We start from the raw sequence: 15786 nt of genomic DNA on the forward strand, positions 1-15786 counted from the left end.
ATGAGTGGTTATTTAAGATAAGAATTAAATTTGCTCCTCTTATAGCATCTTCCAGGCTAAGGCAAGGAATTAAGCCAAAAGCCTCTATCTCCTCAGCCCTGACTACCGGATCAAATCCCCGAAAATGGGCATATGGAAAGTGCTTTTGCAAGGATTTTAGAACCGGTCTGGCCATGCTGCCGCGAAGATCATCCGTTGGTGGCTGCCCCTTGAAGGCCAGACCAAGCAAGGAAATCTGCGGGCATCCAGGAAAAGAGGCTAAGCCAGAACAGACACTTTGCAGGTAAGATATCACTTCTTCTGGCTGCTCTTCATTAATTTTTCTAGCGGCCAGGGTAATTTCCGGCCGCAGCCCCAGTTCCAATATTTTCTCAGCCAGGATATGGGGGTCTTTTTCCAGGCAGGGACCGCCTACCGGTCCAGGCTGGGGCAAGCGGCTACGGGGATAAGCCAGGTTTCCCGCTTGAATCACCTCAGCCGCGCTAACCCCTATGGCGTCACATAAGCGAGCTACTTCGTTGGCATAGGCAAAAAAAACATCTCGCTGGGCATTATCAATCAGCTTGATCATCTCAGCCGTCTCCATATCACTTACCTTTATTACTGTAGGGGTGATAAAGAGGAATAAATGAGCAGCTCTGATAGCAGCTTCGGGAGTAAGGCCACCAACGATTTGGGGCAAAGAGCGAAGTTCTTGCAAAGCTTTCCCTTCCAGGCTCCGTTCCGGACAGAAAGCCAGATCAAAATTAACCCCGGTCTTCTCCAGGATAGCCCGGACAATTTTACGGGTGGTCTCCAATTTTACGGTGGAGCGCATAATAACCAGGTCATTATCTTTTAGATGTGCCGCCACTTCCCGGCAGACATTTTCCACCATGTCAAGCCGGACTTTACCCTTTCCGTCCAGGGGAGTACCTACAGTTATTATGAAAACACTTCCAGCAAAGCTGTCCGCTATGCTCGCACTGACTTGCAGCCTGCCTGTCTTTATCACATTTTTTAAGCGGGCTGACAAGCCGGGTTCATAGAAATGAGCTTCACCTTTTTGCAACCTGGCCACGATATCTTTTCTAATTTCCACCCCCAGTACCTGAAAACCGCATTCCACCATCACGGTAGCCAGGGTAAGGCCCACATAGCCCAGTCCCATTATGCAGATATTTCGGTCGGGGTATAAAAGGGGCACTTTGCTCATTTTTATACCAATCCTTTCGCCAAAGGCAGAAAACGCAATGAATTTTCTAAACTATCACCTGCTGCCTCATCTTAATGCTTTAAGGCATTTACATCATTCTATTCAAGCGCCTACTAACTCACTTTTCATCGGTGGTTGTGGCCTCACCCTGCACCCTTCACCCTGTCGGGTAGGCCTGATGCTCCCTGCGGTCGCTATTGTGGTAGCGGCCATGGGAGTTTAGATAATAAGAACCCGGCCACTTAAAAATGCGGGGGACGTATACGCCTCGTTATAATTCTTTGCTCCGGGCATAAATACTTGCTTTTTCCCCCCCTGCTCCGATCAGCAATACCCGGGCAAATTCCGCTGCTTCCCAGCTGCTAAGGGCTACCGCCTCCCCAGGATAACCCTGGGCCTTCAAAGACACCTGCTCGCCCACATCATAATAGGTGGAACAATGGCATTTACCGTATCCCACTTGTATCCTGGCCCTAAGCTTGCAGGAATCAGAACAATTGGCGATTAAAAAGGTGGCCAGTGCCCTTGGCCCCAGAGCTATAGGAGCAGATGTTGCCACCGGTACCTCGGGATAAGAGGGAATAATAATTTCTTCTTTTTCAAAGGCATTCAAGACTCCATCAACAAAGCTAATATGCAGTTTGGGCCAATCGTCTCCATTAATATGTTTACTGTTATAAAAGGCTACCAGGTTATTCCCCGCTTCATTCCCTTTTAGCAACAAGCCGTTGTTGCTAATGGAACCATCATGCCAGCCTTTAACCAGACTGCTTAACTCTATCCTCAGTGTTCCCATCGGGGTGTCGGCGCCAACCCGGATTCTGCTCGCAATCTCGGGCGAATATAAGGGCTGTGCATCCCAGTTGACGGATTTTTCATGCCAACGACTGAGTAAACGCTGTACGGTAATATCGATACCATCCTTAACCTCATTCCGATACATAGTTAGTTCCAATTCCGCCTTTTCAATGGTACAGCCGTTAGGAATAGCCTCCAATCTAAACTTTAGCAAAGACCGGTAAACATCGCCTGCTTGCCGGAACTGGCTGAGGTTTAAACAGGTCTCGCCGGCAAAGTTGTCCTGGGCATACCACTCCGATATATAAGCATCATGAAAAGGTAATAAAGTAATCGTTGCCACCGGGACATTCCTCCTCTATTGGTCTCTATTACAAAATATGTCTTTTTTGTTGAAGTGTTACTAAGTCTAAGCTTTACAAGCTCTTTACTATATGTTTGTAATACAGGGATTAAATATTTGTAATTCCATTTTGTAACACCTCTGAACCCGGCTGAATAATATAAGGCAGATACAAAGCATAGTGTTTTGCATTATTCAGTCATTAAATATTTTTACAGGAGGTAATGTTTATGAGCAATTATAAGTTGGAAAACCCGGGATGTTGCCCCCCTTGTCCCCCTTATCCCCCCAGACTCAACCAGACCATTTTGAGCTGTGGAACCGGAAGCGGGGTTATACTCCCTTCCCACAGGGAATCCCGTTCCCAATTGATCAACCCTTATGTTGTTGCCAGTCTATCTATTGATACCAGCAGTCTCAGCAATCCCAGTGTGAAATTGGATTTCTCCAGTATAGTAACTTATAAAGAGCTAAATGATTACTGGCTTTGTGACTTGCGCTTGACCTTTCAATTATCCAGGGTTTGCGGGGGAGCCAAAGCCGTGCTGGGAAGCTGGAACTTTGAAAGAAATGTGGAGTTTGGCTGGTTTGGAAATAGCCGTCCGGCGGTGGAAAGCAACGAAGCGGAGCTCAGAGCCAACGGCTTTGGCCTCACCGTTGAGACCGTAGATGCCTTCGCTTTTACCTTCTGCGATTGTCATGCTTGCCCCGGCTGCTGCACTTATATGGTTGAAGTGATTAACGCTGAAACCAGTGGTGTTGATTTTGCCAATGTTTCCAATCCCATGTTTAACGCCCTGGCGGTAGGGCCTCTGGCCTGGGGTGACTAGTTAAAGACCGGGCAGTCCTGTTGCTGTTGCAATAGCAATTGCCGGAGCTTTGCTCCGGCAATTTTGCAATAAGCCATTTATAGCTGTTTGCACCGAATTAATCGTTTCAAATTAACTCATTTTTACCAATAACCCTAATTGAGTCAAAGAACCGTCCCCTGACTCTTTTATTGTAGGAGGCTACGGAGTTTGAGGATGGCGCTCTTTTCTATGCGGGAGATTTGCACCTGGGACACTCCCAGGTCTTCAGCAATAACGGTTTGGGTTTCATCTTGAAAAAAGCGGCGGATAATAACCACCCTTTCCCGTTCATCCAGTTTGGCCAGGGCTTCCCGCAAAGCCAGTTTCTCCAAGATAGCCACATTACCCTCCTCATGAACTAATTTATCCAGCAGGGAAAGCTGCTCCTTTTCCTCACTGGGCACCACATCATGGATATAGGCTGGAGCCTGACAGGCCTCCATCGCCACCACAATATCCTCTTTTTCCAGTTCCAACAGGCTGGCTATCTCATTTACTCCCGGTTCCCGTCCCAAGTCCCCACGCAGCTTGTCCTGAGCCCAACGAACCCGAGCATAAAGCTCTTTGATTCCCCTTTGTACTTTTACCATCCCATCATCGCGTAAAAATTTTTTTATCTCTCCGATTATCATAGGTACTGCATAGGTAGAAAAGCGCACATCAAAGCTGAAATCAAAGCGCTCAATAGCTTTCAATAAGCCCATGGCTCCTACCTGGAAAAGATCCTCGTGATCGTAAGAGGTATTTTTAAAGCGTTCCAAGACCATATATATTAAGCCGACATTGGCTTCATAAAGCTGAGCTTTGGCATCCTGGTCACCCTCTTGTGCCAGGCGGAGAAGGGCTTCATTATTCTGGTAAGATCCACTTGAGGACATAGCCAAGCCCCCCTTTACGCATAGGCTTTCTGTTCATTTTCCTTAAATCGGCGTTTTAGCCGGACAGTAGTGCCTTCGCCGGGCTGGCTGAAGACTTCCATTTCGTCCATAAAAGATTTCATAAAGGTAAAGCCCAGTCCCGTCCGGGAGCTGTCGCTGGAAAATGCCGGTTCTAATGCCTTTTCAATATCTTCGATACCTTTACCATGATCCTCAACCACTATTTCCAGGCTGCGATCATCCATAATACTAACCATAACCATTATCTTCTCATTGCACCTGTTTTCATAAGCATGAATAATGCTGTTGGATACCGCTTCCGAGACTACCACCTTGATTTCTTCAATGTCTTCCAGGGTACAATCTAATTGTGATGCAAAAGCTGCTACGCAGGAACGGGCAAATGATACATTCTCCGCCAAGCTTTTAAATTCGAAGCGCACATAATTCTTTACATTCATAATGATTCCAGCCCAGGGCTGGTTCTCACCCCCTTAAATATTGATTATATCCTGTTCACTCCGATACAAGGGAACTAGTTTGTTAATTCCGGAAAAAAACAGGATTTTTTCTACCGCCGGGCTGGCTCCAACAATGTACATATGCCCGTTTTTTGCATTCATCCGCTTATATCTACCTATAATTACACCCAGACCGGAACTATCTATAAAGCTTACTTTCTCCAGGTTCAAAACCAAATTTTTAATCTGCTGGCTTTGAATTTTGCTATCAATCTCGCGCCGGAGTTTTTCTGCCACTAACAGGTCTAACTCACCCTGGATTTTCACCACCAGGGTGTTTCTTATCAGTTTTAAATCTATTTCCACGCCAAAAACCCCTCCCTGCAGGACTACTAAAATAAGCTTCTACAAGGAGGGGATGAATACCTTCCACAAAATTCCATTTATAATAGATAGATTTCGGCAAATATTTTCCCGATTTCCTTAAGCAATCCTCCGCGACCGACATCACTTGCTGCCACCAGGTTTATCTCTTTAAGCAAATCTCCGTTTTTGTAGAGTGATATTTCGCCCAACTTCTGCCCCTTACTTACCGGAGCATCAACATAGGAAAGCAATGAGGTTTTACGGCTTATCTTCTTTTCTTCTCCTTTGATTACCGTGCAGCCCACTTCTTCTTCCGCTATTACTTCCACTTGCTCCTCAATACCTTTGCCTATTTTTACAGTTCCACAGCTTTTGCCCTGGCCAATCAGACTCTTAAAGGAATAACGGGCAAAACCGTAATTTAAAAGCTGCATTGAATCCCGGAAATTTCCATGTTTTTCCGGGGAGGCCATGACCACGGAAATTAATCGCAAGCCATCTCTTTTGGCGGTTCCTACCAGGCAATATTTGGCCTCATCGGTCCATCCGGTTTTAAAGCCATCCGCTCCCTGGTACCACCAGAGCAGTTTGTTGGTGTTAAATAGCTTGAATTCTCCCTGCCTGAGGTCATACTCTTTGATAGAACTGTATTCTAAAATCCTGGGGTGGGCCAGAGCCTGACGGCCAATAACCGCCATATCATAAGCACTGGTATAGTGTTTGGGAGCAGTAAGACCATAAGAATTGATAAAGTGGGTATTCTTCAAACCCAACATTTTAGCTTTATTGTTCATTTTGTCCACAAAGTTCTGGTGCGTGCCTTCCAGGTGTTCAGCCACGGCTACACAGGCATCATTGGCTGAACCAACGGCTATAGCTATGAGCATATCCTCGTAGCTCATCGGTTCTCCCGGCTCCAAATAAATCTGGGAGCCCCCCATCTTCCAGGCATTCTCACTGGTCACGACTTTGTCCTTCAGGGTTGCTTTCCCTTCCTCCAAGGATTCCACCGCCAAAATCAAAGTCATCAGCTTGGTCATACTAGCAGGAGCTAATTGTTTATGCTCATTCTTGGCCAGCAGTACTTTGCCGGAATCAGCATCCATTAGAATATAGGATTCTGCTCTCGCTTCCACCACCTCGGCCTCCAGCCTGCTCGGAGCAGCTATGATGAAAACCAGGACCCATAAGACAAGCCAGGCGATGCTCCTTCTAAAACACATGATTCTAACGCACCTCCCCTGTAATAATCATTAGTAGATTATATTTAGGGATACAGGCTATTATTCCAGCAAATTGTATGGATACAGGAGCTTCCCTCATTTTACTTTTTTCTACAAGCTGGATATGTTATTATGGTGGCAAACAAGACTTATTTATCCGCCATTCCGATTCCCAATAAAAGGAGGGGTCCGTTATGTATATAGGTATTACTGGTCTTATGCCCGGTACCATGTCAACTGCTGCCGGACTGGTAATGCTCATCAAGTCGCAGGAACAAGCCAGTCAGTCAGTGGCTTTCATTAGTAAGATGCAGGATCACTTGCTAAAAGTCCATGGTGAGGAGATAAGCAAACTGTTCAATACCAAAGATGTGGCAGCATTAAGTAAAACCATTAACTCCAAGGTGGGCCAGGTGGTTAATCTAGTGGCATAATGCTATAAATTATACTCCGGAGGTTTAAATGATAGAAAATTGGCAATCAATCGCAGAGCAAATCTATAAGAATGAGCTTACCTTTCCCCATTTGCAGGGGCGCTTGCAGCGCGGCGGAGAGCTTAGAGCCTGGTACAAGTATTACCGGGGCGGCAATCAATGGGCGGGTAAGCATTTTATGGAGGAAAATGTTTTCCTGATGGAGAAGGTTCTTGTCTGGATGCAAATTGCTGAAGATGGGAAAATGGATATCTATAGCTTCAAGCTGGATGATATATCTAAAATCGACCGCAGTTATACCTTTGCCGACAAATCTCAAGAAAAGCTGGTTCTATCTCAAGCCACCATAACCTTCAAAACCATGAAAGACAACCGCAAACGCGACACTCTGGTATTCAAACGGCCGCTTCCGGCGGAGCAAGGGGATGTAGAGGGTTTTGAACAGCTTATCGCCCTGCTGGATTAATGAGTCAGGGGACGGTTCTCTGACTCATTGGTGCTTTGATTTCTTCTTGATTTCGCTCTTCATGCAGTTGCTGTGTCTGACAAATCGGGTATAGGTCAAGCCGCAGTTACTTATTTGTCTGCTAGCCGTCCGGCAGGCCCTGGCGGCTGGCCTGAGCCAGGAGCCGCATGCTTATCCAGTAATTGCGATCGGCGCGGGAACGGGCGGTTTGGATTCGCTGCAGGCATTCCTGCTGGGAGAGCCACCATTCACAACCCAGCTTTCCCCGTTCCAGGTTTCTTTCCAACTCGCCGATGATTTCCGCATCCCAGGCTTTCCGCCGAGCATAGGCCAGGACCCGCTCGGCCAACGGCTGGTAGCTGGGATGAAGGAAGCTCTGGCTCTCATGGTCATATTCCAAGTCCAATACCGGGATCAGACCCACCAATTCCTGGGATATATCCACCATTAATTCCTGCTCCTCATTGGAAGAGCCTATGTAGAGATAATAGAGGCAGGCGTGGCTGTTTTCGCCCGACCGGCGCAATATTCGCCCCAGCCTTTGTATACGCTGCCGGGAACTGCTGGTGGAACAAGCAATTATACCTACATTAGTGGCCGGTACATTCAGGCCTTCATCCAACGCCCGGCAGGTCACCAGGATGCGTATTTCGGAGTAGCTGTACCGGCGCAGAACATGCTTTTTGCTCCGCTCATCCATTTCCGAATGATAGCGTCCCACCTGCCCAGGATACAAGCGCTGCAGGCGGGCATAGATGGCTTCCGCCATTTCTATCCTCTCATTGAATATAATAACCTTTGCTGATGCGGGAATCCTCTGCAGCAGGTTTTGCACACAGCTGATCCGCGCTCTGGCTTTGTAAACTACATCCTTCCTCTGGTGAGCCAGGGTGAGAACCGCGCGTGACAAGCCGGAAAGCGCAGAACCATCCGCTTCCCGGGCCATTTCCTCCAGACAGGCAAAGAAGCGCTGGCTGGACAAGCCGTTAAGGTAAGGGCAGCGACGCATCAGTGCATCCAGCACCCGGGAAAGCTGTTCGCTCATTTCCAGGTATTCCTGTTCTTCGTCCGGGGTGAATCTCAATTTCAAGTTGAAAATGGAGAAGGAACTGATAATGTTGGCATTCAACGCCTCGGCAAAACCATATTTGTATATCTGCACGCCCAGGGCGGGAACCAGTTTTTCATCAAAGCCCGGGGTTTGCGGGGTAGCGGACAAGCCCAAAGCATAATAGCGGGAGGATGACCCCGGGGAGATATGGCTAATAAAATCAAAAATTCGCGAATTCTCGGGGCTACTGTAATGATGACATTCATCGGCAATGAGCATTACGGCCGCCCCCCGCTGGTAATCTTCCAGCAGGTGCCGGGCCAGGCCGTCTGGGCCTGTCTCCGAGCAAAGTGACCAAATACAATGCCCGCCATATGCTGCGTTCACTGGTGGAAATCTGTCGCCTGGCGGGTTACAAAGGGCTGATAATCTCTATCGATGAGCTGGATATTCTGGTGAGAAAGGATGATATGCTGGAACTTCGCTACACTCGCATGAAGCGCGAGGACGCCTATGAGAGTATTAGAGAGTTGATCGATGAAATCGACACCTTGAAATGCGTCATGTTTGTTTTTTCATTCGACCGGCGCTTGATGGATGATGATAGATGGGGCCTGAAATCCTATCCTGCCCTGTGGATGCGGATTCAAAATGAGATTGAAGGCGAGCGTTTTAACCGTTTTGCTGATATCGTAGACCTGGATCGCCTGGTCGACGAAATCTATACACCCGACAAAATCGTGGAGATGTCTACCCGCCTGGCCAAGTTGATAAACCGCTATGATGAAGGGGCCAGGCCGCTAAGCCTGAGCACTGCCGAAGAATTATACGCTCGGGCCCGCTTTGGCAAGGTATCTCTTCCCCGGCGGGTAATCCTGTCTACTTTACAGGGAGGAGTGGAGCAGCAATGAATTTTGAAGCCCAGAGGGTAATTGAAGCCTTGCGTTCGGGGGTATCTTCCCGGGCGGTAGGTCATTATTTTTCCTCGGCCCGGCCGGAATTGATGCGGCAGCTTTCCAGCAAATTGGATCGGGTCGTGGAGAGCGGGGATTCCAGCGGTATGGTCATAACCGGGCGTTACGGCGAAGGCAAAACCCATCTCCTGAACACCGTTTTCAACCTGGCCCACAACAACAACATGGTAGTTAGCCTGCTTTCATTGAGCAAAGAGACTCCTTTTGATAAGCTCTACCTGGTCTACCAAAAATTAGTCTCCAATACCTACCTGCCCGGCAGACTGCAGCCCGGGTTTGAACAGCTGCTGCAGGATCTGACCCCCAACAGCCAGGCAGCCCAGGATATACTATCTTTTACCAGCAAACACCTGGAGACAGACAAGTTGTTCTTCATATTCCGTTCCTATCTCCATGTGGATGACCCGGACGACAAATACTTGCTGCTGGCCGACCTGGAGGGTGACTTCATCAGCACTTCACGCCTCCGCCAGGTTTACAAGCGCATCTTCGGCCAGGCAGCTCGCTTTGCGGTTCCTTTTACCAAGACCAGGCACAGCATGGATTACTTCGCTATGTTAAGCCACCTCTTCAAGCTGCTGGGCTTCAACGGCTGGGTGATTCTTTTTGATGAAGGCGAGCTGGTGGGACGCCTAGGTAAAAAAGCCCGGCTCAAAGCCTATAGAAATATGGCTTCTTTCCTCTTCCCGGAACAGCATTCGCACCTGGAATCGACTTTCAGCATCTTTGCCCTGACCGCTTCTTTTATAGAAGATGTAATCGAAGGCCGGCATGAGTATGAAAACCTGAACAGCGTCTATGTCGAGCGCAGTGAACGTGAACCGGTGGAGAAGGCTCTCAACTCTATCAAGACCGCACCGGTTGATGTCTATTTGACTGGAACGGCTCAAAGGATAACGGGCAATTCAATCTTTCCATTACTGCATTTTCAATTTTATTTATCAGATTCATTGCGCTATCGGGATTATGCAGTTTAAGAACAATATAATCTACAATTTCCTTCAGGTCTTGTTCATACCGGGGAATATATCTCAGCAAATATTTACCGTCCAGCATCAATTCTTGCCCTAACCCTGGAAAAGACTTCATCGTGGGTATATCTTATACCGGTTAAATCTGCCTCTTTATCAGCTTCATCAAGTTTAAATTCTATATCACCGGTTAACTCCGCATATTTTTCCAGACTTAACACAACCATAGACCCATAACCATTTTTAGTTAAATATACTGGTTGTCCTTCTTTAACAACAATATTTTCAATCTCTGGAAACTTGTTTCTCAAATCTGAAACGGGTCTGATTTGAATCATGATTATAACCATTCCTTTCGCTAACTCCCATTTACCATGAAAATCCTTCTTCCAGACTTATTACTTCCTTCTCAAGATATTATCATAATTATATCTTAATTATAGCATGATATACTTTAACGAGTTATCCAAAAACATAAATGCTAAATACCAGGTACAACCACAGATAAAAGCGAATCCTATTGTGCTTGAACAGTGAGATACAACTGCTATATTAACCCCTTACACCCTACCTGTAACGCCTCATTTTCCTATCAGCTAATGGTTTCAATAATCAGAGGCTTCTTTTCCGCTGCTTTATCAGAAAAGTGGTAAGCATCCAAGAGGACTCTCCGAGCGGTTTCCAAACGAACAGGGTCATTGGCATGGATTAGCGCCAGAGTATCCCCGGCTTCTACTAAATCTCCCTGTTTTTTAAATAATTCAATACCCACGGCGTGATCAATTGTATCTCCCAGTCGTTCTCTACCCGCCCCCAGCAGCATGGCGGCCTGCCCTACTTCCAGGGCATCCAGACGCTCTACATAAGCTCGCTTTCCTGCCGTAATCTTCTCCTTAATCGCAGCTTCCGGGAGCCCGTAGCTGGGCCGGGAATAGTCCAGTTTTCCTCCCTGGGCCGCTACTATTCGCTGCCACCTGCCCCAGCCCAGGCCGCTCTTCAAAGAAGCCCGGGCTAAATCCCGCGCTTCCTCAATACTGGCGGCCTTTTCCCCCAGTACTATCATCTGGGCGGCCAATTCCAGGGACAACTGCTCCAGATCGGAAGGTCCCTGGCCTTTCAGGGTGTCCATGGCTTCTTTTACCTCCAGGGCATTCCCCACCGCATTTCCCAGGGGTTGATCCATATTGCTGAGCAGAGCCACTACCTGGCGGCCTGCTCCCCGCCCAATATCAATCATAGCCTGGGCCAAGTGATGAGCTTTCTCGTAACTTTTCATAAAGGCCCCGCGGCCCACTTTAACATCCAGTACTATTCCCTCTGCCCCCGAAGCGATTTTTTTGCTCATTACGCTGGAGGCTATCAAGGGTATGCTATCTATGGTTGCCGTCACATCGCGGATAGCGTAAAGTCTTTTGTCCGCCGGCACCAGGTTGTCGCTCTGCGAAACCACCGCCGCCTTGAACTCTTTGACCTGATTAACGAAAGACTGGTAATCCTGTTCGACCTTGAATCCCGGAATGGAAGCAAATTTATCAATGGTTCCCCCGGTATGACCCAGGCCCCGTCCGGACATTTTGGCCACGGGTACGCCGGCTGCCGCCACCAGCGGGATAACTACCAGGGTGGTTTTGTCCCCCACCCCGCCGGTGCTGTGCTTGTCCACTTTGACGCCTTCCACCGGGGACAAATCCATTACTTCACCAGAATAAGCCATGGCCAGAGCTAAATCCCGGGTCTCCCGCTGCTTCATACCTTGAAAATATACTGCCATAGCCCAGGCAGAGATTTGGTAGTCGGGAATAGTACCGTCAGCAATACCCCTGACCAGAAATTCTATTTCATCCCGGCTCAACTCCTTGCCATCGCGCTTTCTTTCGATAATGTATTGCATCTTCATTTTTAAACAGCCACTCCTTATTAGACTAAACCCCTTATCAAAGGGTAGAAGCTCTTTCCGGCCAGCCCGGAAGCCTCCACCCCTAAATGCTCCGCTATGCTCCGTCCCAAATCGGCAAAACTTTCCCTGATGCCCAGGTCAACTCCGGGTCTGCAGTCTGAGCCATAAACCAGAACCGGCACCATCTCCCGGGAATGGTCGGTGCTGGGGGTAGTGGGGTCACAGCCATGGTCGGCGCTAATAAAGAGGAGATCACCCGGCTTCAGGGCAGACATAATATTGGCCAGTTCAGCGTCAAATTCCTCCAGGGCCCGCGCGTAGCCTTCAACATCGTTACGGTGCCCAAATACCTGGTCAAAATCCAGCAGATTGGCAAATATCAGGCCTGACGATTCTTCTTTTATCGCCGCGATTATAAGCTCTATTCCCTGACGGTTGCTTTGGCTGGGACGGCTTTCACTCACTCCCCGGCCGGCAAAAAGGTCGTAAATCTTGCCAATAGCCATAACCTGCTGTCCCGCTTCTATTATCGCGTCCAGTATGCTGCGTTCCGGAGCCAGAGAAAAATCATGGCGATTGGGGGTACGTTGAAAGGCTCCGGAATAACCGATAAAGGGGCGGGCAATGACCCGGCCTACCGCGTTTTCTCCAGCCAGCATCTCCCGGGCCGTTTGACAGATGGCATAAAGCTCAGCCAGCGGTATAACCTCCTCATGCGCAGCCACCTGAAAAACGCTGTCGGCTGAGGTATAAACGATAGGGCAAGCCGTCTTGAGGTGTTCCGGCCCCAGGCGCTCTATTATCTCGGTTCCAGAGGCCACTACATTGCCCAGGGTCTTCCTCTGTATTTTTCTTTCAAATCCCTCAATCAAATCAGGGGGAAAGGCATGGGGATAGGTGGGAAAGGGGTATTTTAAGACCTGCCCCATCATCTCCCAATGACCGGTGGTACTATCCTTACCCGGAGATTTTTCCTTCATTTTGCCATAGGCGCCAAGAGCTTGCTGGACAGGCTTCACCCCGGGTATTTCATCCAAGTTGCCCAAACCCAGGCTCTGCAGGCAGGGAAGTTCCAGCCCTCCCACCGCCCGGGCCGTATTGACGATGGTATTACTGCCCTGATCCCCATATAGACTGCTATCTTCCATTTCCCCAATGCCGGCACTATCTAAAACTATTAATATAGCTCTCCTGGTCAAAGCTGTTTACCTCCTGTAGTTCAGATTCCCCGTAGGTCTGGAACCTCATGCAGGCCGACTAGGCTCGGGGATGATACTGCTGGTAGACCTCACGCAGCCTGCTTTTCGTCAAGTGGGTGTATATCTGGGTGGTAGAAATATCGGCATGGCCCAGCATTTCCTGAACCGCTCTGAGATCAGCTCCATTTTCCAACAAATGAGTGGCAAAAGAATGTCTCAAAGTATGGGGAGTTACTTCCTTTTCCAGTTCAGCTTTCCCCACATAATTCCCCAATATTTTAAAAAAGCCTTGCCGGCTCAAGGGCCGGCCCCGGGCATTTAAGAAAAGCGTTCTTTCCAGAGGATTTTTTACCAGCGAATTACGAACTCGGGCCAGATAACGTTGAACCCAATCGATGGAAGTCTGGTTTACGGGTATAATCCTCTCTTTGCGGCCTTTGCCCATACAACGCAAAAAACCGGCCGTAGGGTTGAGGTCTTCCACCTGTAGAGACAGGAGCTCCGAAACCCTTATCCCGGTTCCATACATCAACTCCAGCATGGCCCTATCCCTGATTCCCAATGGCACAACCGGGTTGGGCTGTTCCATTAGCTTGTCTACTTCTTCGATAGACAAAACCTGGGGCAGCTTGCGTTTAATTTTGGGAGTCTCCAAATCGCTGCTAGGGTTTTTCTCCAGCTCCCCTTCCAGTATCAGGAACTTATAATAGCTCTTGATACTGGAAAGGCTGCGGGCAATGCTGGAAGGAGCTGCTCCCTGATCCAACTGCCAGGAAAGGAAAGCCATGATATCATGCTTGCTTATGTTCTGCGGGCTGAGCGCCCGGGAATTTTCTTGCAAAAACTGTTGGAATTTCAACAGATCCCGCTTATAGGCAATACGGGAATTGGCCGCCAGGCCCTTTTCAAAATTAAGGTAATCAATGAAATCACCTATTGAATTATCCATAAGCTTGCTCCTAGTTTTTAGTAAGAAAATAAACTCCTTAAGTCTATAGTAATTACCTATAATACCACTATTTTCCTCAGTGGTGTGGCCCCTGGCCATGGGGGTTTCTAATATCATTTGTTTTTGACATACTCGCTCAGTTTTCCTGCTTTCACTCCTTCTCCTCATAATAAAAGTTTTGCAATTTGAAAACAAAGTGATCCATTACCTCTTCAAATTTTGTACTTTGTTGGTTGTTCTCTACCCGCATGGGGTTGCCGCTGGGGTGCTCTTCCTTAAACCAGTTGCCCAAAGCCGGAACCTGTTTATGCAATATCCCGGTCATGGTCGGAACGGCCAGAGCAAAGGCGAGGATAAAAACGAGCAAAATCAAGAAGCTAAGCATCTTTTTTTTCCAATTATTTATAACAACAATCACAGATTTTCACCTCCAGAGAATATTATTAAGGTCCGCTTTTTCTTCAGACCAGGAGCTGCAGCAACCAGGGTGATAGATAAGCTTCGATAAAGGCCCCGAGTAAAAATACCAGGATGAAAAGCAGCATCAATAAACTATAAGCTATCAAAGCTGTTCCCAGGGGCAAGTAACTGTTGTTTCTGCCTTTTAGTATATATAGCGAAACATTAACTGCCACTACCGCCCATATTAAAAGAAAAGGTATATAGACGATGTTCTGGGGAAGAACCGCAATAAAACTCAGAATAATACCGGCACCGGCCTTCTCCTGGAATAAAAAATTTAAGGTGAATCCCAGGGAAATGCCCCGTAAGAATATTACCGCCAGAATCAAGGGAAAGCCGATTACCGTAAGACCAAGAAACCATATCGCCAGAATAGTCTTGCTCTGATGAAGAAAGGCGCTGAAAAAGATGCTGGCTCCATCAAGATTCCCCTCCATGCCCCCTTTCAAATAGTTATCTATCATCTGCAAGAGATGACTTCTTACTCCCCCTTCCAGGCTGGATACTTTGTAGCTTCCCACAATAATACCGCTTAAAAAAATAAGTAATATGAGCAAATACTGCCAGCGATTATCCCTGATATGTTGTTTTATCCGCTGTTTCAAATACATAGCCGTCTCCTTTTGCCGGTTTTAAGGGCCCCTATTTTTTGAGCTCATAGCTTTTGGCAGCGGATTTTTCACCGGCCTTTAGAAAAAGATATTTATTTTTACTTCACTTTATGCAGAAAAGAAAAAGACCTGGAAATTATTCCAGGTTATAACAAGATGGACAACCTTGGAGTGATATCTGACAAAAAGAAGAACGAAATCGCTTCAGAAACTACCTCTCAGATTTCGTCGCTTCTTCATCATCCAAAATATTGATTTCTTCAATTTCTTGATATAAGACAGCATTAATTTGCCTGGCAAGCTCCGGTAAACTTTTGGTAATGGTTCCCCAAAGCACTGCTAAATCAATGTTTTCATAATCATGAACAATTTTGTTTCTCATACCACGAATGCTTTTCCAGGGTATATGGTCATGCTTCTCCTGTGTATCCCTGCTAATTTCTTTCGCCAGTTCACCAATTTGGGAAACTGAAAAAGCACTGGCGGAAATAGTTTTTTTATCTGCCATAAAGTTTTCGAAAGAAAAACCGTCAATATATTGTATTACATCATCTATATAAGTACTTATCTTTTGCAATATAATCCTATCTTTGCCGGTCATATAAAACAATTCCCTCCTGTTCTATTACAGATTGCATGGCCGAATTATTTTTTAAC

The 15786-nt window shown here is 47.3% G+C and carries 20 protein-coding genes; 6 read left to right on the plus strand and 14 right to left on the minus strand.

All coding sequences use genetic code 11. The annotated features are described in order from the left end of the window. Positions 1–1195 (minus strand): nucleotide sugar dehydrogenase (locus PHP87_RS07430; RefSeq protein WP_299920045.1); only part of this gene is annotated, 1195 nt, incomplete at its 3' end. A gap of 37 nt (positions 1196–1232) precedes the next feature. On the opposite strand from PHP87_RS07430, the gene PHP87_RS07435 reads away from it, so the two are divergent. Continuing rightward, positions 1233–1418, plus strand: a complete 186-nt coding sequence (locus PHP87_RS07435) for a hypothetical protein (protein ID WP_299920047.1) — start codon at positions 1233–1235, stop codon at positions 1416–1418. Positions 1419–1466: 48 nt separating this feature from the next. Here PHP87_RS07435 and PHP87_RS07440 read toward each other — a convergent pair whose 3' ends face one another. Further along, a complete protein-coding gene (locus tag PHP87_RS07440) occupies positions 1467–2336 on the minus strand; it encodes a DNRLRE domain-containing protein (RefSeq protein WP_299920049.1) in 870 nt (289 codons plus the stop codon). Between the two features lie 230 nt (positions 2337–2566). On the opposite strand from PHP87_RS07440, the gene PHP87_RS07445 reads away from it, so the two are divergent. After that, positions 2567–3166, plus strand: coding sequence for a DUF4489 domain-containing protein (locus tag PHP87_RS07445; protein WP_299920051.1), 600 nt, complete (start codon positions 2567–2569; stop codon positions 3164–3166). A 167-nt stretch (positions 3167–3333) separates the two neighbouring features. On the opposite strand, the gene PHP87_RS07450 is transcribed toward PHP87_RS07445, so the two are convergent. The 4 genes from PHP87_RS07450 to PHP87_RS07465 all read right to left on the minus strand — a co-directional run bounded on the left by PHP87_RS07450 (position 3334) and on the right by PHP87_RS07465 (position 6115). Continuing rightward, positions 3334–4065, minus strand: coding sequence for a SigB/SigF/SigG family RNA polymerase sigma factor (locus PHP87_RS07450; protein WP_299920052.1), 732 nt, complete (start codon positions 4063–4065; stop codon positions 3334–3336). Positions 4066–4079: 14 nt separating this feature from the next. Next, on the minus strand, positions 4080–4526 hold the full coding sequence (gene spoIIAB / locus PHP87_RS07455; RefSeq protein ID WP_299920054.1) for an anti-sigma F factor: 447 nt from the start codon (positions 4524–4526) through the stop codon (positions 4080–4082). 33 nt (positions 4527–4559) lie between these two features. Beyond that, positions 4560–4892 (minus strand): anti-sigma F factor antagonist, encoded by a 333-nt coding sequence (gene spoIIAA / locus PHP87_RS07460; protein ID WP_299920055.1) that lies wholly within the window; start codon positions 4890–4892, stop codon positions 4560–4562. A 77-nt stretch (positions 4893–4969) separates the two neighbouring features. Beyond that, positions 4970–6115 carry a D-alanyl-D-alanine carboxypeptidase family protein gene (locus PHP87_RS07465; RefSeq protein WP_299920057.1) on the minus strand — a complete coding sequence of 382 codons (1146 nt, stop codon included), beginning with the start codon at positions 6113–6115 and terminating at the stop codon, positions 4970–4972. 194 nt (positions 6116–6309) lie between these two features. Between PHP87_RS07465 and PHP87_RS07470 the strand changes: the two genes are divergently transcribed. Further along, positions 6310–6549 carry a hypothetical protein gene (locus PHP87_RS07470; protein ID WP_299920059.1) on the plus strand — a complete coding sequence of 80 codons (240 nt, stop codon included), beginning with the start codon at positions 6310–6312 and terminating at the stop codon, positions 6547–6549. Between the two features lie 28 nt (positions 6550–6577). Next, positions 6578–7015, plus strand: a complete 438-nt coding sequence (locus PHP87_RS07475; protein WP_299920060.1) for a hypothetical protein — start codon at positions 6578–6580, stop codon at positions 7013–7015. A 121-nt stretch (positions 7016–7136) separates the two neighbouring features. Here PHP87_RS07475 and PHP87_RS07480 read toward each other — a convergent pair whose 3' ends face one another. Then, positions 7137–8453: a helicase-related protein gene (locus tag PHP87_RS07480; protein WP_299920062.1), complete on the minus strand. Its 1317-nt coding sequence runs from the start codon at positions 8451–8453 to the stop codon at positions 7137–7139. Here PHP87_RS07480 and PHP87_RS07485 point away from each other — a divergent pair. Both PHP87_RS07485 and PHP87_RS07490 read left to right on the plus strand, forming a co-directional pair. Next, positions 8441–8977, plus strand: coding sequence for a BREX system ATP-binding domain-containing protein (locus PHP87_RS07485; protein ID WP_299920064.1), 537 nt, complete (start codon positions 8441–8443; stop codon positions 8975–8977). The two genes, PHP87_RS07480 and PHP87_RS07485, sit on opposite strands and share 13 nt — an antisense overlap. Then, positions 8974–10017 (plus strand): BREX system ATP-binding domain-containing protein, encoded by a 1044-nt coding sequence (locus PHP87_RS07490; RefSeq protein ID WP_299920066.1) that lies wholly within the window; start codon positions 8974–8976, stop codon positions 10015–10017. The genes PHP87_RS07485 and PHP87_RS07490 overlap by 4 nt, the downstream gene beginning before the upstream one ends. Before the next feature lie 65 nt (positions 10018–10082). On the opposite strand, the gene PHP87_RS07495 is transcribed toward PHP87_RS07490, so the two are convergent. The 7 genes from PHP87_RS07495 to PHP87_RS07525 form a co-directional block, all read right to left on the minus strand. Continuing rightward, positions 10083–10349 carry a type II toxin-antitoxin system Phd/YefM family antitoxin gene (locus PHP87_RS07495; RefSeq protein ID WP_299920072.1) on the minus strand — a complete coding sequence of 89 codons (267 nt, stop codon included), beginning with the start codon at positions 10347–10349 and terminating at the stop codon, positions 10083–10085. Positions 10350–10603: 254 nt separating this feature from the next. Continuing rightward, positions 10604–11908 carry a pyrimidine-nucleoside phosphorylase gene (locus PHP87_RS07500; RefSeq protein WP_299920067.1) on the minus strand — a complete coding sequence of 435 codons (1305 nt, stop codon included), beginning with the start codon at positions 11906–11908 and terminating at the stop codon, positions 10604–10606. A gap of 20 nt (positions 11909–11928) precedes the next feature. After that, positions 11929–13107: a phosphopentomutase gene (locus PHP87_RS07505; protein WP_299920069.1), complete on the minus strand. Its 1179-nt coding sequence runs from the start codon at positions 13105–13107 to the stop codon at positions 11929–11931. A 58-nt stretch (positions 13108–13165) separates the two neighbouring features. After that, complete coding sequence (gene xerD / locus PHP87_RS07510; RefSeq protein ID WP_299920070.1) at positions 13166–14056, minus strand: site-specific tyrosine recombinase XerD; 891 nt, start codon at positions 14054–14056, stop codon at positions 13166–13168. A 151-nt stretch (positions 14057–14207) separates the two neighbouring features. Beyond that, on the minus strand, positions 14208–14474 hold the full coding sequence (locus tag PHP87_RS07515; RefSeq protein WP_011640040.1) for a hypothetical protein: 267 nt from the start codon (positions 14472–14474) through the stop codon (positions 14208–14210). Positions 14475–14517: 43 nt separating this feature from the next. After that, positions 14518–15129 (minus strand): stage II sporulation protein M, encoded by a 612-nt coding sequence (gene spoIIM, locus PHP87_RS07520; protein ID WP_011640039.1) that lies wholly within the window; start codon positions 15127–15129, stop codon positions 14518–14520. Between the two features lie 211 nt (positions 15130–15340). Further along, positions 15341–15730: a HepT-like ribonuclease domain-containing protein gene (locus PHP87_RS07525; protein WP_011640038.1), complete on the minus strand. Its 390-nt coding sequence runs from the start codon at positions 15728–15730 to the stop codon at positions 15341–15343. Between the last annotated feature and the right edge of the window lie 56 nt (positions 15731–15786).

The organism is Syntrophomonas sp., assembly GCF_028707975.1.
GTDB lineage: Bacteria > Bacillota > Syntrophomonadia > Syntrophomonadales > Syntrophomonadaceae > Syntrophomonas.